The organism is Thermogymnomonas acidicola, assembly GCF_014646795.1.
Taxonomy (GTDB): domain Archaea; phylum Thermoplasmatota; class Thermoplasmata; order Thermoplasmatales; family Thermoplasmataceae; genus Thermogymnomonas; species Thermogymnomonas acidicola.
This window is the reverse complement of the sequence record NZ_BMNY01000003.1, coordinates 186,813-208,637: the sequence shown is the minus strand read 5'-3', so window position 1 is coordinate 208,637 and position 21,825 is coordinate 186,813. Positions and strand designations below refer to the sequence as shown.

Genomic DNA, 21,825 nt, shown 5'->3' with positions numbered 1-21,825 from the left:
GGTCAGTAGAACCTGAAGTTCCTGTAGACCCTCATGAGGAGCGGGCCAATCCTCTCCGAACGCCTGCCGTGCGAGAGCCTCATGGCAACTATGGCCGCAAGCATGAATGGCACTGCGTGGAGGATTGGCATCCTCGTGTTCTCGTCGTGCGTCCACTCTATGCCGACCTCCCTCACCGTAGCGCCGAGCAGCATGGCGTTGTAGATCAGGGAGACGTCAAAGGTCCTATCCCTGACTGCCACCCTCTTGACGAGCTCCTTTGCAAGGTCCCTCGTCATGCACTTCATGCCACACTGGGTGTCCTTGACCCTTATTCCCAGGATCAGGAAGTTCAGGTAGTGGAACATTCTGCCCGCTATTATGTTCAGCAGTGGCTCCTTTTTCTTCACCCTGGAATCCCTCATCCACCTGGAGCCAACGATCATCTCCATGCCTCTTCCAAGCATATCGGTGAGCCTCTTGACCTCGTACCACGGAGTGGAGCCATCTGCGTCTGTGAAGCATATCTTTTCCGTCTCCGCCAGCTCCAGGCCCTTGAGCACTGCCCCGCCCTTGCCCAGCCTCTTCGCGTCCCTGTAGACCTGGACCATGGGGCCGAAGGACCTTGCGATCTCCTCAGTTCTGTCGTTTCCGTCAACAACAACTATTACCCTTGCCAGCGTATCCATGTTATCGATCAGGTCGCGCAGTGTCTTGCCGATCCTGTCCTCCTCGTTGTAGGCGGGTATGATAACAGTGACGTCCCTTTCTGACACTTCAACGTGATAATAATGGGTATTAAAATTTCTTACCCTGTTTTTGATCTCCAGTGCGAAATGCAACTTAATATATCGGCTTTAGCCATCAGGGATGCATGCCGAGAGTTCTGGTCACTGGCTCCGCCGGGTTCATAGGCAGGCACGTTGTGCGTGAGGCTCAGAGGAGGGGATACGAGGTAGCCGGCATAGACGTGGTACCGGCGAGGGGCACGGACGTGGTGGATATAACGGACTTCAGAGCACTTGAGGAAAGGGTGAGGGGGTGCGAATATGTCATCAACCTGGCCGCGGTGACGTCGAATGTAGAGTTCGAGCGCGACCCCTACAGGTGCTATTCTGTGAACGTGAACGGTTTCCTGAACGTGCTGGAGGCCAGCAGGAGGAACTCGGTCAGGAAGGTCGTCTATGCCTCCAGCGCAGCCGTTTACCTTGACAGCTTCTCCGAGAATGTTGTGATAGACCACAACAGGCAGAGGAACCACTATGCAAAGAGCAAGCTGATGAACGAGATGCATGCGGCCTCTTACAGTGACATATACGGCCTCAGGTGCGTGGGCCTCAGGCTCTTCAACGTGTTCGGGCCAGACGAGAACCAGAAGGGCGACTATGCCAGCATTATATCCAGGTTCCTCAGGGATCACGAGGAGGGGAAGGACCTTATAGTATATGGTGACGGTACCCAGGCCAGAGACTTCATTCACGTGGACGATGCCTCTAGGATCATAATGGACATCCTGGAGAGGGGAGAGGAGAGCGTATACAACGTCGGGACAGGGAGGAGCCACAGGTACATTGATATTGCGAGGGCAATAGACAGGGAGAGAATCAGGTTCGTCCCGAACCCCCTGCGTAGCTACCAGATGCTCACGAGGGCTGATGTCACCAGGCTCCGGTCCGTCTCGGACCTCTCTGGGCTCACCGATCCCTTCGAGTACATAGGGGCGGCGCTCTCCAGGCGTCCGGGCCAGGGAGCATGAGTTTCCGGAGGGGATGGGCCTGTGGTGCAGCGTCCTCTCTTTAGGTGTAAGAACTGAACCTGCGGGGAAAGTGGAAAATCCAGGGATTGAGGTGGAGGAGCCAAACCCCTGGGGCCGTATATTTGGACTCCTGTTCACGCAATATTTATATATTTTGTTCTTTTCAAATAGGTGTTATGGTGGAGATTTCAGGTTTCCTCCTGTTGATCGTAGCCCTCGTTGACGGCCTGCTTTTTGGCCTCGCGATCAAGAAGGGCATACTCTCATTCGTCCTCCTAATAATAGCGATGTTCATAGCGGCCTACGTGGGGTTTGCCTTTGTGCCCCATGTCTCCATAAGCTCGCTGGCCTCAAGCGTCATGCCCTACGTCAAGCAGTACGTGGGAGAGGTAACCAAATCCCTGAGCCTGGGCTTTGGGGGATCGCTCTCCCTCACCGTGGTGCTCTTCCTGATAGGCCTCGGGATAGGCCTCTGGAAAGGATGATACCACATAACCATGTAAGGGGTCAAACTTTACCTCTGGAGAACGTTCCCTGAATAAAACTCTGCTTTCTCTGTTCTTTACCCATCCTAGTGGATAAAATAGATGGGTGCGTGCCAGTCAATCACTCTTGGCCCTGGGGCTCTCCTGTGGCGCCCTCGCTCAGGGCCTTTATTAGCTTGTCGAGTTCCTGGTCCTCGGCACTGCTTTCTGTGGCCTTGACCTGCCCACCCGAAATTGATGAGAGCAGCTTGCTGATCCTCTCCTCGTTGCCTGAGGAGTTCTCGTAGACTGCATTGCTGATCATGTCCAGCTGGCTGGAAAGCGTCTCCTGTATCCTCTGCGAGGTGTTCACGATCCTCTCCATGTCCTGCTGCATCTGCAGGACCTGCTTCTCAGAGAGCTGGCTCTTCACCAGGTCCTCCTGACCCTTCCTTAGGGATGCCCATACCTTCTGGTTGATCTCCGCATACTGCAGTGTGAGGTTTATGTTCTCGAGCATCAGCTTGTAGTCGTTCAGCCCCCTTATGGTGCTCTCCACCATGATGATGTTGCCCGCAAAGACCTTGGCCTTCTCCATGTTGCCGGTCTTGAGGGCCAGCTTGGCACTCTGGATGTTCTGCTCCTTGTTCTTCTCAAGCTGCCTTATGGCCCTGTCTATCTCTGCCTTCCACTGGCTTATCCTTGTCCTCCTCTCCATCATCTTCTCTTCTTCGCTTTTACCTATCTTGATTATAGACATTAGAACCTGCCCCTGGCCCTGTGATAATAAACGATACTACATTATAAATCTTTAGTGAGGCAGAATTCAGCGATCCTTTCGCACCCCTGACCCTGGCCGCTGCACGGTCATGCGATTCAGGTACACGGGAGTGCACCGTCGGGCAGCCATCAACCCTCCTGGTATGCAGGTTGTCCAGTGTCACAGCGGTCGGCGATTCACCACCTATATATGATTCCCCATGGGTTTAATGCATTGAGTCACCTCGGGGCCACACACTGTTCCCCACCATGGAGGCACACAGCATCATGGTTCCAATTTGCACCTCCGACCATATCAGGCGCACGCAGAGCTATTTTGGAGAGTATGATGCCCTAACAGTATGGTGTGCCACAGGCCCTGTTGCCTGGGGTTGCACCCCCGCTGCGGGCATGGCTTGCCGATCCTTTTACTCCACTTTGGGGCAACTTTTTAATTTGAGCCATGTTACCTATACAGGGTAGTGCTGATGAGTCTCCTGATACTGGACACGCTCCGTTACTTTGACGGAGAGATCAACGAAAACAAGGTCTCCAGGCTGTGCGTCACAGTGGCCAAGAAGCTCCTGGGCCAGGCGTACAACATACCCAACTACGCCATGGTCTCTGGAAGGATACAGGAAATATCGGTGTCCCCTGACACAGAGAGGGTGACGGAGGCCTTGGTAGCGGGGAGGGAGAGGCTCAACGGGTCAAAGTTTGAGGGCTTCTTCCTTTCATCTGGATCAGGGCAGAGGGACTACCTGCTCTTCACACCAAAGCTGGCCTCAACGCTCAGGGAGTACGCGATTTTCCCTGAGGAGTACGAGATGAAGATCGAGGTGGAGGTTGTGTCGTTCAAGATGAAGAAGCTGAAGGTCTACACCAAGGGAACCGTGATAGACAACGCGGTAATGAGGGGAGGGGAGCCTGTCTGACAGCGGATTCTGGAAAGATACTCAGTGTCCTGGAGAGTGCCAGGAGGGAGGAAAGCCTGGGTCACCTTGAAAGGGCCAGGGACCTCTACCTGGCAGCCTACACCCTGATGCTGGAGGCTGCCAGCCAGGCCCCTCCCGGGGAGAGGGAGAGGAAGATAGAGCAGTGCGAGGCCATACTGAAAGCCTACAGGAGGGCCGGTGGCTCGAGGGTGCCGGCCATGGGAGGGGCCCAGGAAAGGCACGAGGGAAAGGAGGAAAGTGTAAAGGAGGGCGAGGAGATCCTGGAGGAGATAGGGCTGGAGAAGCCGCAGATACCCAGGGTAACCTTCGAAGACGTCGCTGGCCTCGAGGACGTCAAGAGGGAGATCCTGGCGAAGCTGATCTACCCCATGCGTTTCAGGGAGCTCTCCAGGGAGTACAACGTCCAGTTCGGGGGTGGCATGCTCCTCTACGGGCCACCCGGCACGGGAAAGACGTTCATCGCAAAGGCCATTGCTAACGAGGCCAACGCCAGGTTCATAAGCGTGAACCCCTCCGCCCTCTACAGCCAGTGGTTCGGCATGTTCGAGAAGAACATAACGAAGCTGTTCAGGGCAGCACAGCTCCTGGCGCCATCCATAATATTCTTCGACGAGATCGATGCCATCGTGCCCAAGAGGGAGAAGTCCGGATCTGATGCGGCCAGGAGAGGGGTTGCGCAGCTGCTGAACGAGGTAGGTGGCATAGGTTCGCAGAAGAACAGGGACATCTTCATACTGGCCGCCACCAACAACCCCTGGGAGATCGATGAGGCAATGCTGAGGCCCGGGAGGTTCGACATAAAGATCTTCGTCCCACCACCCGACAGGGAGGCGAGGAAGAAGATCTTCCAACTGAACCTATCCAAGGTGAAGCACCTTGGCCCGGTGGACTACGACCTCCTCTCAGCGGCCTCGGAGGGTTACAGCGGCGCGGACATAGAGTTCATATGCAAGAAGGCGGCCCAGGAGGCCTTCCTCAGGGCAGTAAAGAACGGGAGCCCTAAGCCCGTTGAGACCCAGGACCTCCTCGATGTCATGAGGTCAATAAAGCCCTCAATAGATTCCAGGCTGCTCGAGAGATACAAAGCCTACTCGACCTGATCGAGTGTGCCCTGCACAGCATCGCCTGAGGGGAATATGGACGGTGTGAGGAGGCCGGCCTCAACGAGGTCGAAGACTGTGTAGTATGCCTTTGTCCTTGTGATACCTTCTGGCCTTGTGAAGGAGCGGAAGTTGAAGCAGAGCCTGCACCTCGTAGGGTATGACATCAGGAGCAGGCACTCACCGTCCCTGTGGTATATGCAGCTCCTGACAATGGTCCCGTCCATCACCCATCAACCCTGCTGAATAGGAGGTCCTGGAGAGGCCCGATGGAGGGGCCTATGGACCTTTCCATGAACTCAACGAGTGTTACGTTCATGAAGTTCATGTATTCCACATCACGCCTGGAGAGTAATGAGGATATCATATTCAACGTTTGCTGCACCATTTCACCGTTGTTCCTTAGGCTCGCACTGTAGTACTGCGCCAGGAGGCCGAACATCGCCAGCGTGGGTACCCTTTCCATGCACTCCTCCCCCGGGATCCTGTCTGGCACGCCCCCGTTCAGCAGTGATGCCAGGGCCTGCATGGCCTCTCCGACCTTCTGGCCATAGTAATCTGAGGTCGAGGAGGCTGCCTGCACAGCCAGGGACGCCACCTCCATGGCATCCTGTACCATGCCACGCCTGGTGAAATAGCATGCCCCGAGCGCATAGAAAGTCGGGAGGAACTCGTCCGTTATCCCGTACCTGGCCTTGAACCTCTGCGGCCTCTGCAGTGGCACTGAGAGGAGGAGTGCCCTGGACAGATCCTCCATGGCCATGGCTATTTCGGCCCAGTCCCTGTTGCCCAGGTTGTCCGCAAGGGTGCGCGATATGGAGGAGTGCTTCAGGGCCTCCTCATACCTCCCGTGGTCTATGTGGAAGTGCGCAGCGAAGCGGTTGAACAGGTAGCCCACCGTCTTGTCCTCCGCCATGTGGAGCAGCCTTTCCGCGTCCTTCATGTATGAGAGGCTCTCGTTGTCCCTGCCCAGCATGTGGTAGAGTTCACTGATGTTGTATGAGGCGTAGAGCCTGGAGACAAGGTCTCCGGCCCGGAAGGAGTCGTTTATGATCTCTGTGAGCTTGCCAATGGCTTCCACAAAGTTCCCGGAGAAGCTGTCCACTATGGCTATGTTGTTGAGCGTGCGAAGTACCGACATCCAGTCGCCCAGCTCCCTCTTAATCTCGAGCGCCTTCTCGAAATATGGCCTCGCCTTCTCGTACTGAAGCTGTTCCGCAAACACCGATCCACACAGGTTCAGGGCGTGCCCCAGCGTCTCCCTGTCGCCTGCCCTCTCAGCCATTTCCGCAGCCTCCCTGGCGAGCGACAGGGCTATGTCGTACTTTTTGCTCCTGAAGTAGGCCTCACCCAGGATCTCCACCACCCTCTGGCTCCTTGCGCCAGGCGTCATGCCCTCTATGAACTTTATGGCGTCGGAGAACCTGCCCAGCGATATAAGGGACAGCGCGTAGCGGGACACCGATGCCTCCATGTCCACCTCCTCAAGCCTCTTCGATTCTATGCATGCTATGGCATCTTCGTACCTGCCTGTCTCATAGAGGCAGTCACACTCCATGAAGTCGAGGAGCCTCCTGACGCCAGGATCGTCGACGTGCTTCCTGAGTCTCTCTATGAGTGCTGGCGCCTCAGATATGTCATCCAGTTTGCCCACGAAGAGCCTGTAGTTTTTCCTCACAAAGTCCTCGCACTGCTTCCTCTGGTCGGAGCCGGCGAGGATCCTGACCTGGAGCCTTATCGGAAGCCTGTCCATGATGCCTGAGGCCAGGGCCCTCTCCGCAAGTGTCCTCTTCACTGCAGCGGTCATCCTTTCCAGGAATATGGAGGCCACCTGCCTGGACACGACCTCGTAAGAGGTGCCGACCTCCCTCACCAGGCCCTTTGAGACCAGTGAATCTATGGCAGATGCCAGCTGGGCCCTGTCCATGCCGGAGAGGAGGGAGAGCGTTTCGATGTCCACGGGCATCTCGATGAAGGAGAGGATCTCAGCCACCCTCCTGTCCACATCGTTCAGGGAGGAGTAGACGTTGTGGTAGTATATCTCCAGCCTCGGGGGCACGGGGAGATACCTGAACTTTGCCTCCTCCAGGTGACCTTCCTCATCTATTATTCCGAGGCTCCTGTAGTAGCTTATTGCGTACCCCATCCAGCTCAGGTCGTGGTTGATGACCTTCCAGAGCTCGTTGAAGAAGTAGAGTGGGAGCCTGAGGCCCATGGCGCCTGCCATGGCCACCATGTCCTCGAACTCCGCCTGCCTGAGCGCTATAATGTTGGCCCCTCGGAACACCTGCAGCACTGCGGACATGTCCTGCCACTGCCCGGGCACCAGGGAAAAGAAGGCAACTGTGAAGACCTGGCTCCTGTCCAGCATTGATGTGACGTGCAGGAACGTGTCCAGGCCAGCTGCGTCCATCTCACCCAGGCCGTCGACCAGGATGACGCACTCCTTCCCGGAACCTGCCATCTCGGCAAATTCCCTGTAAACCCTGTCCAGGTCCCTTTCCGCGTGCCTTTCAAACCAGGCATCCAGGATTGAGTTATAGAGGGAGAGCCTGTCAAGGCCCTGCCTGTGCCTGGACACTATGACCTTCGTGCCCTGGCCCCTGAGTGAGTTCTCCAGGACCTCCAGCATCAGATCAAGGCCGCAGCCCCTTCCACCGAAAACTATGTACGTGTTACCCTGGCCCCCGCCCTTCTTGAGGTCCTGTAGCAGGAAGTTGTAAGCCTGCTTCACTGCCAGCCTAAGTTCCATGTGCTATTGTCTTAAGTGGCGTGATAGATATATTTTTTTCACACACGTGTCGCATGCAGGCCTTCGATCCCTTCCAGGGCAGGCTGGAGAATCCTAGTCCGCCAGAAGGTCAAACGAAATTCTATCTTCCCGCCCACAGGGGTGCAGCGAAAGGGTGGAGGAGGGCCCAGGGGACATGCAGTGCAGTATCAGAGCGTTATCCTCCTTCCGCTCTCCACCAGCCTGCTCCGCCCGAACTCCTCCATCCTGTCGAGCTCATCGATGCTGAACACGGGACCGTCCCTGCAGAGCTGGTAGCCACCTATGGAGCAGGAATCGCAGAGGCCTATGCCGCACTTCATGAGCCTCTCCAGGGAGAACTCGACCCTTGCGTTCACCTGCCTGGACCTGAGCTCTCTGTATACAGAGAACATCATCCTCTCTGGCCCGCACACGTATATCTCCGTGAACCCTGACAGGTCAAAGGTCCTCAGGAAGTCAACGGTGTTCCCTTTGAAGCCCTCGCTGCCGTCATCGGTTGTGACGTGCACCCTGCCTGGCTGGAACGCGTCCCTGAAGATCAGGTCATCCTTTGACCTTGCGGATATGATCGCGTGGGCCCTGGGCCCAACCATGGGCCTGAGCGAGGCCATCCCCGATCCACCCCCTATCAGCAGATACTGTCCTGTGGGCCTGGTGAAAGGCCTGCCGTATGGTCCCCTCAGGTAGATCCTGTCTCCCGGAGACATCCTCGTTATGGCCTCCGAGACTGGGCCGAAGCTCTTTATCGTGATCGACTTGGTGTGGTCTGTGCTGGAGAGGGAGAGTGGGATCTCGCCCAGCCCGGGCACCCAGACCATGACAAACTGCCCAGGCTCCACCTTCCTCTCCCACTGGAACCAGAGGGTCCTCACTCCCCTGCCCTCCTCCTTCACTCCCGAAACGGTTGCGTATTCGTAGCTCACTGGAGGGCCACCCCCTTCATTTCGCCTATGCCCCTGTAACCCTCCTCCTCCATGAACTTCTCCAGTTCACAGAGTATGGAAGAGAAGATGCCGGGTCCGTTCCTCCACAGTGCAGTCCCTATCTGCACCGCGTCGGAACCTACCATTATGTACTCCACCACGTCCTCGAACCCTGATATCCCACCCACCCCCACGATGGGTATGTCCATGGCCTTCCTCACCTCGTACACGCACCTTATCCCCACGGGCTTAATGGAGGGCCCGGAGAGGCCGCCAAAACCATTCGAAAGGACAGGCCTCCTGGCACGTATGTCCACGGCCATGGCCCTGACGGTGTTGATCAGCACAAGCCCGTCCGCGTCGGAGGCTGCCCTGGCGATCTCCACCAGGTCGGTCACGTTGGGCGACAGCTTTGCAAACACCGGTACGGACGAGACGGACTTCACAGCCTGCACAACCCTCTTCACAAGGACCGGGTCGCTCCCCACCTCAGAGCCGACACCCTTCACGTGTGGGCAGGAGAGGTTCAGCTCTATGGCGCTCACACCGAAGGACTGCATTCTCTCCGCAAGCCTGGAGAAGCCTGCCTCATCAGGAGCGAATATGCTCCCGATTATCGGCTTCCCGGCCCTCCTCGCAATCTCTATCTCGTGCCCATACTCCTCAATGCCAGGGTTTGCCAGTCCGATGGCGTTCAGCATGCCTGACTGGAGGGGATGTACGACAGGTGGCCTGTAGCCGTTCCTCTCCTCCTCCCCAATGGACTTTGTAACCGCCGCGGACGCCCCCGAACGGAGGACACGGAGCATTGAGTAACCGTTCTCGTCGAGTATGCCGGAGGCAAGCATGAGCGGGTTCTCCAGCCTCAGGCCGGCTACCTCTGTGCTAAGATCGGCGAACATTTATTGGTCATTTTCAGGGCCATATTAACAGTTAGGTGGGATCCGATTACCCGCAATAATTTCACTGCAGGTAGGGCACTGCACCCTCCGGAAAGTCCTCAATGTTCTTCACGCCCTCCCTGATGACCGGTGGTCCTGCGTTGTAGAGCGTGCGGAAGGCGATGTCGGTCTGGCCCAGGCTGAAGAAGTCACCGCCTCCAAGGCGTATGAACTCGTCCACCAGGTTACGCGAAACAAGGCTCAGGACCACGGAATCCGAAACCTGCATGAAGCCGGAGAGTAGCCTGCTGTCAACATCCCTGCCAACCACAACCCTGGAAGCGCCAGAGACCAGGGTGTCTATGAGGTCCTGCACCCTCGCTGGCATGTTGAGCACAGTGACCTCACAGAACCTGGATATTTCCCTGTAGAAGTGGAAGGAGAGCTTGTACCTGGTGAGGGCGTCCATGTCCACGAGGAATACCTCGTCTATGTCCATGTAGAGGAGGTCCTCTGGCTTACCGATGCCCATGAGGCGGTTCCGGCTCACTGTTACGCACTTTACGAACAACCAGAGGGTTAGTGCCATTTACTATGATAAGTTTTTCCAGGCGCAGGTGGAGGGGCGAGCATGATAATAACTGTCATTTCGCTCCGTAACTGCATGGCCTGCATGTCACACGCAGTGCAAAGATATCCACATTTTCCTTGATCCTGCTCGTGCAAGAGATGTGGGGGGTCCTTTCGCACCATGCCATTGGGAATTATTATATATGTACATGTATTTGTTACGTTATGATGGAAGTCACCAAATCACTCACGCTCAAACTTGATAAGATCGCTGTCCCGATGGCACAGGGGGACAGGTCTCCTGTGGCGCTCAGGATAGCCTTTGACCTTGCCCAGAGGTTTGGCTCGGAGGTGACCGCCTTCACAGTGAAGGAGGAGAGCAGGGAGATAACCTGGAGCGACAAGGTGAAGATGGTCACCAGGGCATTCCAGGAAGGCAAGGAGAGGGGGATCAAGGTGGTGCCGAGGGTTAGGACCTCCGGGAGCGCCAAGGAGGGTATAGTGGAGGAGATAAACTCGCACTCATACGACCTTGTCCTGATAGCATCGCAGAAGCGCTCCCCTCTCTCCACCGCACTATTCGGCAGCATAAGCGACTACGTGATAAAGAATTCGAACACCATAACTGCAGCAGTGAGCACCCACGGGAACAACTACCCTTACAAGCGCATCCTTGTCCCGGTATCGGAGGGCCTCAACACAAGGGTCAGCGTGCTCTTTGGCCTCTACCTCAAGCTAGTATCAGGTTCAAGCATACTCCTGGCGGACATGAGGAGGTTTGACAAGAAGAGGACACACGGCTTCCAGTCACTGTTCGAGCATATGGAGCAGGTGTACGAGAGGTTCGGGCCCGAAGTGTCGGTGACAAGGGGCGGCCTGGAGACGAACCTGAGGAACGAGGTGCACAGGATGATCGAGGACACAGGCTCAGACTGTGTTGTCCTCGGTGTCAGGCCGGACAGGTACGGCAGGATAAGGGTCAAGGCCGAGCTTAAGTCTGTTGTCAAGGAGAGCCAGGTTGACACCATACTGATCAAGAGGTGAATCTACCGGAGGACAGGGACGCAGGGCCCACAATGCCTGCGTCCATCAGCAGCTTTATTATCTGCACGTTCAGCCAGACCACGTTGACATAGTATGTCCCGAAGAGGGGGAAGTTCTGCTGCACTGAGGAGTTGACAAGGCCGTACAGGTATGCAGAGGCCTCCCGCCTCGACATGTGCAGCGATGTGTTGGATAGGAGGAGGGATAGGTTGGTGGAGACCCTGGGGATCTGGAGGTACGCACCCTGCACCGGTATATCCGGGTCAAGGCCAGAGGCCGAATAGGATACCATGGCGTACGGTATCTGCGACACGTTCACGCCCGGGTTCTCCTCAAGGAACTCCTCTATATACTTTATGGTCAGGTTCGTCAGCTCCGGGTTCCCGGGAGAGTACGGGTAACTGCCAGACTGTGATAGGTTGTAGCCTATGGCAGAAGGCCTGGGATGGAAGAAGATAGAGGAGTTAAAGGCCTCCGCCAGAAGGTAACTGCCGTACACGTGCCCGTCTATCTCCACCGGGTACCCCTCTGCCTGGAAGGGCTCGACCTGCTGTGTGAGGAGGGATATGGCAGTAGGCACAACAAAGCCGAAGATGAAGAGGAAGGCCACCACAAAGGCGAACACCCTTGCGTACTCAGAGGGCTTCACCAGTGGACACCCCCCAGCACCATGAGCACGTATATGATCTTTATCGCTACGAAGGGCGTTATCACGCCACCTATGCCATAGATCAGTGTGTTCCTCCTCAGCAGCTCGTTCAGCGATGACGGCCGGAACCTGACTCCCCTGAGCGCCAGTGGGATCAGGGCCACGATGATCACTGTGTTGAATATGAGAGCCGCGGTAATTGCCACCAGCGGGTCTGTGAGGCCCAGTATGTTGATGAAGCCCAGCTGCGGGAACATGTAGAACATGGCGGGTATGATCACGAAGTACTTCGAGACATCGTTTGCGATGCTGAACGTTGTCAGCGAGCCCCTTGTTATGAGGATCTGCTTCCCTAGGAATATGACGTCCATCAGCTTAGTGGGGTCGTTGTCCAGGTCTATCATGTTCGCCGCGTCCTTGGCCGCCTGCGTGCCGTTGTTCATGGCCAGCCCCACGTCTGCCTTGGCCAGGGCAGGGGCATCGTTCGTGCCGTCCCCGACCATGGCCACCATGCGCTCCTTTGACTTCTCAGACAGCACCACCTGGTACTTGTCCATGGGGGTGCTGTTGGCCACATACTCGTCTATGCCGCTCTCCCTTGCGATGTACTGCGCTGTTATCTCGTCGTCGCCCGTGCACATTATCGTCTTTATGTTCATCCTCTTCAGGCTGTCCAGCCTCTCCTTTATGCCTGGCTTGAGCACGTCGTTAAGTTCGATGACGCCCAGGAACCTGCCGTTCCTCACCACGGGCAGCGCCGTGCCTCCCCTCATGGATATCTCCTTGCAGAGCGCCTCTATGAACGTGTCCTCCAGGCCATAGTTCTTCTTCAGTGTCTTCAGCGCACCCTTCACGATGTAGTCGCCGTCCCTGGAAATGCCGCTGAACCTCGTCTCCGCTGAGAAGGGCTGGAACTCGTATCCCTGGAGTTCCTCTGGCCTAACGTCCACACCCTCCCTCCGCGCCAGCCTGACTATGGACATGCCCTCCTTCGTCTGGTCCTGCAGGGAACACATGAGGCAGGCCCTCACGAACTCACTGTAGTCAACGCCGTTGTTCGGGAAGAACCTCACCGCCTCCCTCTCGCCTATTGTCACTGTGCCCGTCTTGTCCAGTATTATCGTATCGATGTCGCCCGCGTTCTCCACCGCCCTGCCGCTCTTCGCGATTATGTTGTACTCCGATACCTTGTTGATGGCCGCTATGCCTATGGCCGGCAGCAGGGCCCCTATCGTTGTCGGTATCAGGGCGATGAGGAGGACGATCAGGATCATGATGTTGCTCTCTATGCCCACGAACCTGGCCTCGGCAAATATTGCGCTCACGACCACCAGGAAGACCAGTGTGAGGCCGGACAGGATTGAGGAGAGGGCTATCTCGTTAGGCGTCTTCTCCCTCGTTGCACTGCTCACCAGCTCGATCATCCTGTCTAGGAAGGTCTCTCCAGGGTTGGCGGTCACGCGCACCCATATTTTGTCCGTGACGAGTACTGTCGAGCCAGTCACTGTGTCACCGAGTACCTTCAGGACAGGCCTGGACTCGCCAGTTATGTTTGCCTCGTTCACGTAGCCGGAGCCCTTCACGATCTCTCCGTCTGTTGGTATCACCTCGTCCTTGTTCACCACCACCACATCGTCCTTCCTCAGTTCAGTTGACTTCACATCGACCGTGACGTCACCGCTGACCTTGTGTGCCGTGACCTCCTTCTTCAGGCGCCTCAGTGATTCCGCTATCTTCCTGCTCTTGCCCTCTGACATGGCCTCGCTTATATTGCTGAACAGGAGTGTCAGGAAGAGCAGCACGGTCACGGCAACGTAGAAGTGGGGATACGCGCCTGTAACGGGCAGGTCGAAGATTGCTGGCCTCAGAGTTGCGACAAGCGCAACAACGAAGGAGGCCTCCGTTAGGAACATCACTGGGTTCCTGACCTCATACCTGGGGTCGAAGTCCCTGAGCGTTATCAGGGCAACATCCTTCATATCCTTAAGAGAGACCACTTCAGCACCTCGAAATTGAAGAGTTTAGCCCATGAGAGTATCGGGCCAAGGACCAGCATTGGGAAGAAGGATAGCAGGCCGATTAGTAGCATCACCGAGAAGAGGAGGAAGCCGAAGAGCTTCGTGCCCGGGTCTATGGCCCTCTCCCCCTGCACCTTGGCCTTCTGCGTTGAGAACGAGTATGCTATGACCAGCTGGAAGCCTATCAGGAGGTAGCGGCCAAGGAGCATTATCACCCCATCCAGGTAGTTGAAGTAAGGGCTGTTCGTTGCGAAGCCGCCCATCTCGGAGCCATTGTTCGCAGCCGATGTGGCGAACTCGTAGAGCAGCTGCGTGATCTGGTCAGGCCTGGAGTTCACGAACGTCGACATTACGCCAGGCAGCATGAGGGTGATACCGAAAGGCACTATGACCAGGAGCGGGTGTGTGACGAGGGAGAGCGTTGAATATCGGATCTCCTTGGAGCCTATCTTGAGTGTGAGGAGTTCCGGGAGCTTGCCCACCATCAGGGATGATATGAACATGGTGAAGATCACGTAAGTGAATATATTTAGGACGGACGTCCCGACGCCGCCAAGGGGGTCGTTGAGGAGCAGAGGTATCAGGATGCCCAGCACCCCGGCGGGCGTGTATGATATTATCGAGCCGTTCGCCGCGCCTGTGGATGTCATGGTGGCACCCACCTGGAAGATCGTGCTCTGCGACAGCCCTATTGCGGTCTCCTTGCCCAGCATGTTGCCTGTGAAGAGCGTCCCCAGCGAGGTTATCTGTGGCACCCCGAAGTACTCGCCGAAGAAGGAGAGGTAAGCGCTGAAGAGGTAGAAGGCCATTATGACGGAGTAGAGGATGAGGCCGAACTTCCTGCTCTCGAACACCCTCCCAAGTGAGAGGATAGAGGCCATAGGTATCAGGTTAAATGACACGTATTCCACTATGTTCGTGGCCCAGTCGGGGTCCTCGAACGGGTACCCGGCATTCGCTCCGTAGAAGCCACCGCCGTTCGTGCCTATGTTCTTTATGGCCTCCAGCGAGGCAACAGGGCCCAGGGGCACCTTCACAGCGCCCTTTGAGAAGAACGGTGTCACAAGGAGGTAAGTGTGCACCGTCTCTGGCACGCCCAGCGCTATGAGAAGCGCAGTCACAACAAGTGTGGCCGGCAGCACCACCTCGAAGAAGGCCACGAGGAAGTCGTGGTAGAAGTTCCCCAGGTGCCCCTTGTCCGTCAGTATGCCCCTGATGAATGCCATTGAGACAGCGAAGCCCAGCGTGGGCGAGAAGAACATGAGGCCAATTATCACGAACGTCGTGCTGAAATAGGTCAGGTCAAATGGGTTGGAGTAGTGCTGAAGGTCCGTGTTTGTCAGGAAGCTGGTGACCGTGTTGAAGGCCAGTGAGACGGTCATGTGGTTGTTCGCATAGGAAAATGGCAGGTCCCGCTGGAAGACCAGCAGGAGGAAACACACAGTGCCTGCAAATGCAGAGACAAGCAGGACTGCCTCCAGGTACTCCCTCAGCCTCATCTCCCTCCTGACCACTGGGCCCAGCATCCTCTCAAACAGCGCTATGGCCCTGCTGGAATACCCATGGAGTACTGTCCTCTCCTCCCTGTAGACCTTGGCTATGTGGCCGGAGAACAGGTAGGCTGAAACCGATACGATTAATAAATATATGAGGATAATAAGGGAGCCCGACAACAACCTGTTCTCGAGAAAGAGCTGTGTCCAGAAAGACATCAGAGATCCCCTTCAGAAGCGTTCTGCCCTCACTATGGTGTATATCAGGTAAACGGCCATGCCCAGGACAACCGCAGCAAGCACCGCGAAGGCTGCAAACATGTGCGCGATGTTTATTGGCGCTCGGTATTTAAACGTTTTTCATTGGCCCTAAAGTATAATAGTTTCCCTTGCTTGCCTCACAGCGACTTGGCCATGTACGGGCCCAGCCTCTCGTAGCCCATGTTTCTGAAATAGTTCCTCACGCCTATGCCGCTGATTACCAGGATCCTCCCGACACCGAACTCCTCCCTACTGACCCTCTCAGCCTCCGCCATGAGAGCCTTGCCGAAGCCCCTGTGCTGCCATTCTGCCTCCGGACGTGAGCCAACCGGCACCACTTCACCGAAGACCTTTATCTCCCTGACGATTGATGAGCCTATTACCTCCTTCCTGTGGGCCATATCGGAAGGCAGCCTCAGGCGGAGGAACCCTACGATGTCCCCGCTTCCCGTCTCGTATGAGAGGAAGACCTCCCTCCCACCTGCGGCCATGTAATCCCTCCTGACGAGCCTGCAGTCCTCCAGGTCCGTTCCCCTCTTACCCACTTCCCTCGACCTGATCTCCATTGTTGACATCCCGTTCTCCGCCAGCATCCTCTCCGCCAGGTTCCTTATGTCACTCCTCTTCACCCCAGCGGAGATGAACTTGACGGGTATGTCCCTCTGGATCCTCTGTATCCTGACCCAGGGCTTTATGTTCGTGAGGACAAACTGGAGGAACCTCACGGCCCTCTCTGTGTCCGGTGGAGTGTACCTCCCGCTCCTCCACAGGCCGTAGAGCGGGGTACCCCTGACCACGAGTGTCGGGTAGATCTTCAGCATGTCAGGCATGAACCTTGGGTCCTCCATCATGAGCCTGAAGCTCTCCATGTCGTCTTCCTCGGTGGCACCGTACATGCCGGGCATCACGTGGTATACGATCTTAAGGCCAGCGTCCCTGGCAAGCTGCGTGGCCCTGACAATCTCACCGACGCCGTGGCCCCTCCCGTTAAGCCTGAGCACCCTCTCGTTTATGATCTGCACACCCAGTTCTACCTTCGTTGTGCCGTATGAGAGGGAGAGGTCTATCTCCCTCTCGAAGAACCAGTCAGGCTTCGTTTCAACCGTGAGGCCAATGCACCTCCTGTCCGAGTCCTCGTTAACCAGCATGCTCTCCTCCAGGCCAGAGGAGGGCTGCCTGTTCATGGCGTCGAGGCAGCCCCTCACGAACTCCCTCTGGTAAGCCTCAGGCCTGGCCGTGAACGTCCCCCCCATCACTATAAGGTCCACCTTGCTGGTGTCGTGGCCTATGGTCTCAAGCTGCCTTAGCCTGTTGAACGTCTGCTCGTAAGGGTCGTAGGCGTAGGTGCGGCCCCTCAGGGCCGCGGGCTCATAGCCCGTGTATGCCTGCGGTGAGTTGTTCTCGACCCCGCCCGGGCAGTATATGCAGCGGCCATGGGGGCAGCGTTCCGGTGATGTCATGACAGCAACAACTGAGACGCCAGATATCGTCCTGGTCCTCTTTATCCTCAGGAGTTCGCGCTCCCCCTCACCCAGGTCAGAGGAGTGCAGTATCTCCACGTCCCCGGGTATATAGCCTAGCCCGTACTTCCTTGCAAGCTGCACCTTGGCCCTGTGTAGCGCCTCCTTGTCCCTTATGGAGCCGGATCTTATCATTGCGAGGATTTCCTGGAAGAAGTCGGCCTCACCACCGCCGAGCATGGCATATACCGCAGTGCCGCCCTGGAGATATGCCTTGTGGTCTCCTCGCCTTCGATTACCGGCGCCCCTTCTCACGGAATGCCAGGTGCCGGTATCACCTGGCACCAGAGGCGGAGGCCGCGGAGACCTTCTTTTTGGACGGTAGGAGAGGCGTGAGGGCGAAGGATACTGCAGCGAAGGCTATCATTATGTAGAGCACCCTGCCCAGTGGCAGGTAGAGGAGGAGGAGCGACATGACGCCTATGCCGGCCGCACCGCCCACGGTGTTCCCCAGGCCCCACACGAGGCCGTTTGATGTGGTGGAGAACCTCCTGGGCACGACCTCGTTCACATAGCCCATGAGCACAGGGAACCCGGTGAAGGCGGTCATGGCGAACACCGCGTATGCAACGCCTGTGATGTATATGTCCCTGGTGAGCATGAATGCGAGGAACGCCAGGGCCGAAATGCCTGAAGTCACGAGTATGGTTGTTCTGCCTCCCCTGCTGGCGGTCACGCGGCCGAAGATGGGGCCGCCCGCCACAGAGACTATGAGGCCCGCGCTCAGCACGGAGCTCATCAGGTACTTGCTGTGGTAGATATCGCTCATGTAAGTGGGCACGTAGGTGTTCACCGCAAGCATGAACATGGAGCGTATGAACACCACCGCCGTGAGGAAATACACGAAACCAGAGTACCTGCTGAACGGTTCAACGGTGGGCTGCTGCTCCACACCCGGCTTACCCTGGGCTACGGCGAACCTTGACCTGCTGAAGAAGTGCAGACCAGCAAGCGTCACGAAGGATGCGGCGAACATGTAGACCGCGAAGATGCCCAGGCCCAGCACCTCGCCGCCTATCAGGATCAGAGAGGAGATCAGGTATGGCGTGACAGCCCTGCCAAGGCTCCCGAAGGCCTGGTTTGTGCCCATGGCCTTTGAAGCCCGTGGCTTATCATACACATGTGAGAGGACAGAGGCACCGAGCGGGTGGTAGAAAGACTGGGCCACACCGAGCACCACAGAGCCAGTTATGATGAGTGGGAAGAGCAGCGAGTGGTAGACGAATGGAAGCATGAATATGAGGACAGAAACGGCGTTAAGAAGGAGGCCGGTGAATATGAGGAGCGAATCCCTGTCGTGCCTGTCCGCGTACCTGCCGAGGGGCGTGCTCAGGAAGCCTGAGAGGACGTTGTATATGATTGCCACGGAGCCAAGGGCCACAACCTTTGTCCCGGGTATCGACTCGTAATAGGCTATGAGCACGGGGAAGAGGAAGAAGTTCCCGTCGTTAACGAAGTGCGCTAGTGACGTATATGCAAGTGCCCGCCTTCCAGGGTCAGACATACCTTCGTATTGAATATCTCCATAAATCTGTGCCGCTCACTGGCCCTGCACGGACTGCATCTGGCTCTCCTTTGGTATGTAGCGGAGTATACCGGCGATCCCGCCGAATGCCCTGAGGAGGAGGGTGCCCTCCTCACTGTCTGCGGATATCATCTCCACCCTGGCACCGGACGCATCCGCAAGGTTGTATATGATCTCCACCAGGTCGTCCTCCCTCTCCAGCGACATCACAGAACCGTCAGCGGCACATGTCGGCACCTCGTCCGGCCTCTTCACGAACTCCTTCTCTGAACCGCAAGCGGGGCACTTGTAGACGTACTTCCTCTTGTTAAGTCCCTCGGAGAGCAGGACAGTGTCCAGCGCCTTGGCCTCCAGTGCCTGCCTCACCGCCGCCTCGCCGTAGACTGCCAGGCCGCCGTCAGGCTTCTTTATCTCCTGCAGGAACCTGTTCACGAGGTCCCTCTCCCTGGAGATCTGCATGTCCTTGATCGATTCCGAGGCCTTGGCCACCAGTTCCCTGAGCCCGGTCTCGTCTGTGTAGCCTATGTCGAAGAGGTCCTTGACCTTCTGCTTTATCTCGTTCCTCAGGTAGTCCCTCTCGAAGAAGTACTCCTTTGTGGCGCCCGGGCCGCCTATGAAGACGGCCTTCAGGTCCTTTATCACAGGCATGAAGGCGTTGTTCGCTATGTCCCCCACCTTCTTGAAGAACTCATGCGCCGCTATCTCGATGAGCCTCTCGTAACGTCGCGATGACTGGCCGCCCTGGTGGTGCTTGCTGGGGACAAGGGACTGCTCGTTGGAGACCACAACGATGTTTGTCCCCTTGAGGAAACCCACCGTGGCCTCCTTCCTGTCTATGACTATGAGGCCGTACATCTCCTTGGCCTCCAGCTGGGACATCAGGGGCTCCAGGTGGAACTGGGAATCGCACTTGTAGATGAAAGTCTGTATGGGCTCGGGCGGCTCTATTATCTTCGTGTACATCTCCGTCTGGTCGCCCCTGGTTGCCACATGCCCAACAAAGAACACCAGGCCGGTCTCGGGTGGCTGCTTGAAGTATTTCAGCCTTGACATTATCGATTCGATGGCTGAGAGCACGTTCTTCCTGGTGGACTTTGACTTTATGTTAGATGATGTTGAGTATTCTTCCCTCAGGTACTGGACAACATCCGATATCTGCTTGTCCGGGGGGATGTAGAGGGATATCAGTTCGGTCCCACGGCCTCGCAGTTCGGACAGCTCCTGCAGGGCCTTCTTGAACTCGTACCTTCGCAGCTGAACGTCGTCTGAAGCCATTACTTCAAAGAAAGTTTATAATCGTATTTAACCTTGATCCACAGGTTGCATGAAGTGCGTCGTCATATCGCTTGGCGGCTCAATTGTTTCCAGGCCTTCCCTCGACGTGCAGTTCATCAGGGACCTCTCCTCCGTGCTCCGTGACCTGCCTGTGGACAGGGTGGGCATTGTGGTGGGCGGAGGTGCACTGGCTAGAGAGTACATAGGCGCCCTAAGGCCTGCCGGTGTGAACGAGAACGTCCTTGATGAGATAGGTATCCACGCCACCAGGATGAACGCGCTTGCAATAGCGTCCCTCCTGGACGGAGCACCAACGGAAATACCGGAGAACATCAACGATGCCGCGAAGCTGCTCAGGCAGGAGAGGTACGTGGTCATGGGCGGCACGGAACCGGGCCACACCACGGACACAGTTTCCGCCCTGCTGGCGGAGAGGATCGGCTCCAGGGTGATGATAAACGCGACATCAGTTGATGGGGTCTACACTGCCGACCCCAGGAAGGACAGGGGTGCAAGGAAGCTCAGGAGCCTCACATATGAAGAGGCCATCGAACTGGCCATGCGCGAGGCCTCCGGGGCAGGGCAGCACGTTTTTATGGACATAACTGCACTGACGATTGCAAGGAGGTCATCGATCAGGGTGCACGTGATCGATGGCAGGGACCTCGGTGCATACGTGAAGGCATCCAGTGGCGAAGAGCACGGTGGAACAGTCATAGGGTGAGCACTAGAATACGCTCTCCAGCAGGTCGTACTTTGCCGCCTTGACTGAGAGCGGCCTGCCGTTTGTGCTCTCGTACTCCTCCCTTATCCTCTTCAGGAGCTCGTCCGCCTCCCTGTACTTCTCCTCCAGGCTCATCTTCACAAGGCCCCTCTTGTCCATCTCACCCGCGTAGATACTGTCCTCGTCCTCCCTCACCGGGCATATGAAGAGGCTATCCCCTTCTCCAAGCTGCATCTGCCCAACTATGCCTGCAGTGGCCTCCACGTGTTCCCTGCTGAGCGTCTTTCCACCCGTGCCAGCCAGGACTATGAGGCCGACGTTGAGGCCTGCGGTCTTAAGGTTGTTCACTATGTTTATGGCATCGGTTACGTTGGTGAGGTTCCTGAAAGCCTTCACCACCCTGTTGCTGCCGGTCTCCAGGAGGAAATAGACCTTCTCGAGGCCATGCCTCTTCATGTCCTGGTAGTGCATGACGCTCTTGCTCTTCGGGATGGTGAACAGGTCTATGAAAGAATATATGGGCAGGTTGAACGTCTCCCTGACAGTGTCGAGGGCGGAGAGCAGCACCTTCTGTTCAGCATTCAGCGCAGAGGGGTCCCCGAGGAGCACAGATGACCTGGCAGAAAGACCTGGACCGAAGAAACCCTTGACCTTTTCCACATGTGCCCTGAACTCGTCCAGTGTCCTGTACCTGACTTCCGAGGCTGAATACGCCTGGCACAGCGAGCACCTGTTCCACCTGCAGCCTGTGGACAGCTGCACATAGAGAGAGAACGACCTCTCCGGAGGTAGCACCGGTATCTCGCCCGAATACAGGTTGGAGACAGCCTCAGCGTCTGATTTCAGGGACGCCCTGCCGCTGGATATGAACTTCCTGATGGCCTCGCTGGTTGCGCCCTCGGACTGTGGCAGGCACTCCTCTGCCACAGATATGCAGTTCTCCATGAGACCTGCTGATTCTTCCTCTGACAGCCTTGCGACGACCCTGACATCGTTGTCCCATTTCATCTCCACGACAGAGCCATCAAGGTAGCGCTTGAAAGACCTGCTGCCCAGGGTCGCGTAGAGCATCCTCCCGCTCATGTCTATGGTGACGTTTCCAGTCTTCTGGTCAGACATCATGACCATGCCGTTGTTAGCCCTCAGTATAGCCAT

General features: G+C 56.7%; 21 protein-coding genes. 6 read left to right on the top strand and 15 right to left on the bottom strand.

Translation table 11 applies throughout. The annotated features are described in order from the left end of the window. Nucleotides 1-2 precede the first annotated feature (2 nt). On the bottom strand, nt 3-755 hold the full coding sequence (locus tag IEW66_RS08460) for a glycosyltransferase (RefSeq protein ID WP_188681792.1): 753 nt from the start codon (nt 753-755) through the stop codon (nt 3-5). Nucleotides 756-853: 98 nt separating this feature from the next. Here IEW66_RS08460 and IEW66_RS08455 point away from each other — a divergent pair, with 98 nt between their 5' ends. Together IEW66_RS08455 and IEW66_RS08450 are read left to right on the top strand one after the other, a co-directional pair. Next, nucleotides 854-1,735 carry an NAD-dependent epimerase/dehydratase family protein gene (locus IEW66_RS08455; RefSeq protein WP_188681791.1) on the top strand — a complete coding sequence of 294 codons (882 nt, stop codon included), beginning with the start codon at nt 854-856 and terminating at the stop codon, nt 1,733-1,735. A gap of 176 nt (nt 1,736-1,911) precedes the next feature. Next, nucleotides 1,912-2,220, top strand: a complete 309-nt coding sequence (locus IEW66_RS08450) for a hypothetical protein (RefSeq protein WP_188681790.1) — start codon at nt 1,912-1,914, stop codon at nt 2,218-2,220. A 121-nt stretch (nt 2,221-2,341) separates the two neighbouring features. On the opposite strand, the gene IEW66_RS08445 is transcribed toward IEW66_RS08450, so the two are convergent. Beyond that, nucleotides 2,342-2,959 carry a Snf7 family protein gene (locus IEW66_RS08445; RefSeq protein WP_188681789.1) on the bottom strand — a complete coding sequence of 206 codons (618 nt, stop codon included), beginning with the start codon at nt 2,957-2,959 and terminating at the stop codon, nt 2,342-2,344. Nucleotides 2,960-3,446: 487 nt separating this feature from the next. Between IEW66_RS08445 and IEW66_RS08440 the strand changes: the two genes are divergently transcribed. Continuing rightward, nucleotides 3,447-3,893, top strand: coding sequence for a hypothetical protein (locus IEW66_RS08440; protein ID WP_194446418.1), 447 nt, complete (start codon nt 3,447-3,449; stop codon nt 3,891-3,893). Nucleotides 3,894-4,000: 107 nt separating this feature from the next. Beyond that, on the top strand, nt 4,001-5,014 hold the full coding sequence (locus tag IEW66_RS08435) for an ATP-binding protein (protein ID WP_188681787.1): 1,014 nt from the start codon (nt 4,001-4,003) through the stop codon (nt 5,012-5,014). Here the strand turns inward: IEW66_RS08435 and IEW66_RS08430 are convergent. The 5 genes from IEW66_RS08430 to IEW66_RS08410 form a co-directional block, all read right to left on the bottom strand. Then, nucleotides 5,002-5,241 carry a hypothetical protein gene (locus tag IEW66_RS08430; RefSeq protein ID WP_188681786.1) on the bottom strand — a complete coding sequence of 80 codons (240 nt, stop codon included), beginning with the start codon at nt 5,239-5,241 and terminating at the stop codon, nt 5,002-5,004. The genes IEW66_RS08435 and IEW66_RS08430 overlap by 13 nt on opposite strands. Further along, a complete protein-coding gene (locus IEW66_RS08425) occupies nt 5,241-7,766 on the bottom strand; it encodes a tetratricopeptide repeat protein (RefSeq protein ID WP_188681785.1) in 2,526 nt (841 codons plus the stop codon). Before IEW66_RS08425 ends, IEW66_RS08430 begins: the two co-directional genes overlap by 1 nt. 188 nt (nt 7,767-7,954) lie before the next feature. Beyond that, nucleotides 7,955-8,710 (bottom strand): dihydroorotate dehydrogenase electron transfer subunit, encoded by a 756-nt coding sequence (locus tag IEW66_RS08420; RefSeq protein WP_188681784.1) that lies wholly within the window; start codon nt 8,708-8,710, stop codon nt 7,955-7,957. Further along, a complete protein-coding gene (locus IEW66_RS08415) occupies nt 8,707-9,612 on the bottom strand; it encodes a dihydroorotate dehydrogenase (protein ID WP_188681783.1) in 906 nt (301 codons plus the stop codon). The genes IEW66_RS08420 and IEW66_RS08415 overlap by 4 nt, the downstream gene beginning before the upstream one ends. 61 nt (nt 9,613-9,673) lie before the next feature. Then, nucleotides 9,674-10,162 carry a hypothetical protein gene (locus tag IEW66_RS08410; RefSeq protein WP_162509732.1) on the bottom strand — a complete coding sequence of 163 codons (489 nt, stop codon included), beginning with the start codon at nt 10,160-10,162 and terminating at the stop codon, nt 9,674-9,676. Nucleotides 10,163-10,386: 224 nt separating this feature from the next. On the opposite strand from IEW66_RS08410, the gene IEW66_RS08405 reads away from it, so the two are divergent. Further along, complete coding sequence (locus tag IEW66_RS08405) at nt 10,387-11,205, top strand: universal stress protein (RefSeq protein ID WP_188681782.1); 819 nt, start codon at nt 10,387-10,389, stop codon at nt 11,203-11,205. On the opposite strand, the gene IEW66_RS08400 is transcribed toward IEW66_RS08405, so the two are convergent. The 7 genes from IEW66_RS08400 to prf1 all read right to left on the bottom strand — a co-directional run bounded on the left by IEW66_RS08400 (nt 11,195) and on the right by prf1 (nt 19,946). After that, nucleotides 11,195-11,854, bottom strand: coding sequence for a potassium-transporting ATPase subunit C (locus IEW66_RS08400; protein ID WP_229657583.1), 660 nt, complete (start codon nt 11,852-11,854; stop codon nt 11,195-11,197). The two genes, IEW66_RS08405 and IEW66_RS08400, sit on opposite strands and share 11 nt — an antisense overlap. Beyond that, entirely contained in the window at nt 11,851-13,851 is a 2,001-nt protein-coding gene (gene kdpB, locus IEW66_RS08395; RefSeq protein ID WP_229657582.1) for a potassium-transporting ATPase subunit KdpB, read from the bottom strand. Before kdpB ends, IEW66_RS08400 begins: the two co-directional genes overlap by 4 nt. Further along, a complete protein-coding gene (locus IEW66_RS08390) occupies nt 13,830-15,584 on the bottom strand; it encodes a potassium-transporting ATPase subunit KdpA (protein ID WP_188681780.1) in 1,755 nt (584 codons plus the stop codon). The genes kdpB and IEW66_RS08390 overlap by 22 nt, the downstream gene beginning before the upstream one ends. Before the next feature lie 12 nt (nt 15,585-15,596). After that, nucleotides 15,597-15,686, bottom strand: a complete 90-nt coding sequence (locus tag IEW66_RS08385; protein ID WP_075057480.1) for a potassium-transporting ATPase subunit F — start codon at nt 15,684-15,686, stop codon at nt 15,597-15,599. Between the two features lie 77 nt (nt 15,687-15,763). Beyond that, entirely contained in the window at nt 15,764-17,326 is a 1,563-nt protein-coding gene (locus tag IEW66_RS08380) for a tRNA uridine(34) 5-carboxymethylaminomethyl modification radical SAM/GNAT enzyme Elp3 (RefSeq protein ID WP_188681779.1), read from the bottom strand. Nucleotides 17,327-17,420: 94 nt separating this feature from the next. After that, nucleotides 17,421-18,650: an MFS transporter gene (locus tag IEW66_RS08375; RefSeq protein WP_188681778.1), complete on the bottom strand. Its 1,230-nt coding sequence runs from the start codon at nt 18,648-18,650 to the stop codon at nt 17,421-17,423. Nucleotides 18,651-18,686: 36 nt separating this feature from the next. Beyond that, complete coding sequence (gene prf1, locus IEW66_RS08370) at nt 18,687-19,946, bottom strand: peptide chain release factor aRF-1 (protein ID WP_188681777.1); 1,260 nt, start codon at nt 19,944-19,946, stop codon at nt 18,687-18,689. 49 nt (nt 19,947-19,995) lie between these two features. Here prf1 and pyrH point away from each other — a divergent pair, with 49 nt between their 5' ends. After that, nucleotides 19,996-20,670 (top strand): UMP kinase, encoded by a 675-nt coding sequence (gene pyrH / locus IEW66_RS08365; RefSeq protein WP_188681776.1) that lies wholly within the window; start codon nt 19,996-19,998, stop codon nt 20,668-20,670. A 3-nt stretch (nt 20,671-20,673) separates the two neighbouring features. On the opposite strand, the gene IEW66_RS08360 is transcribed toward pyrH, so the two are convergent. Next, entirely contained in the window at nt 20,674-21,825 is a 1,152-nt protein-coding gene (locus IEW66_RS08360) for a radical SAM protein (protein ID WP_188681775.1), read from the bottom strand.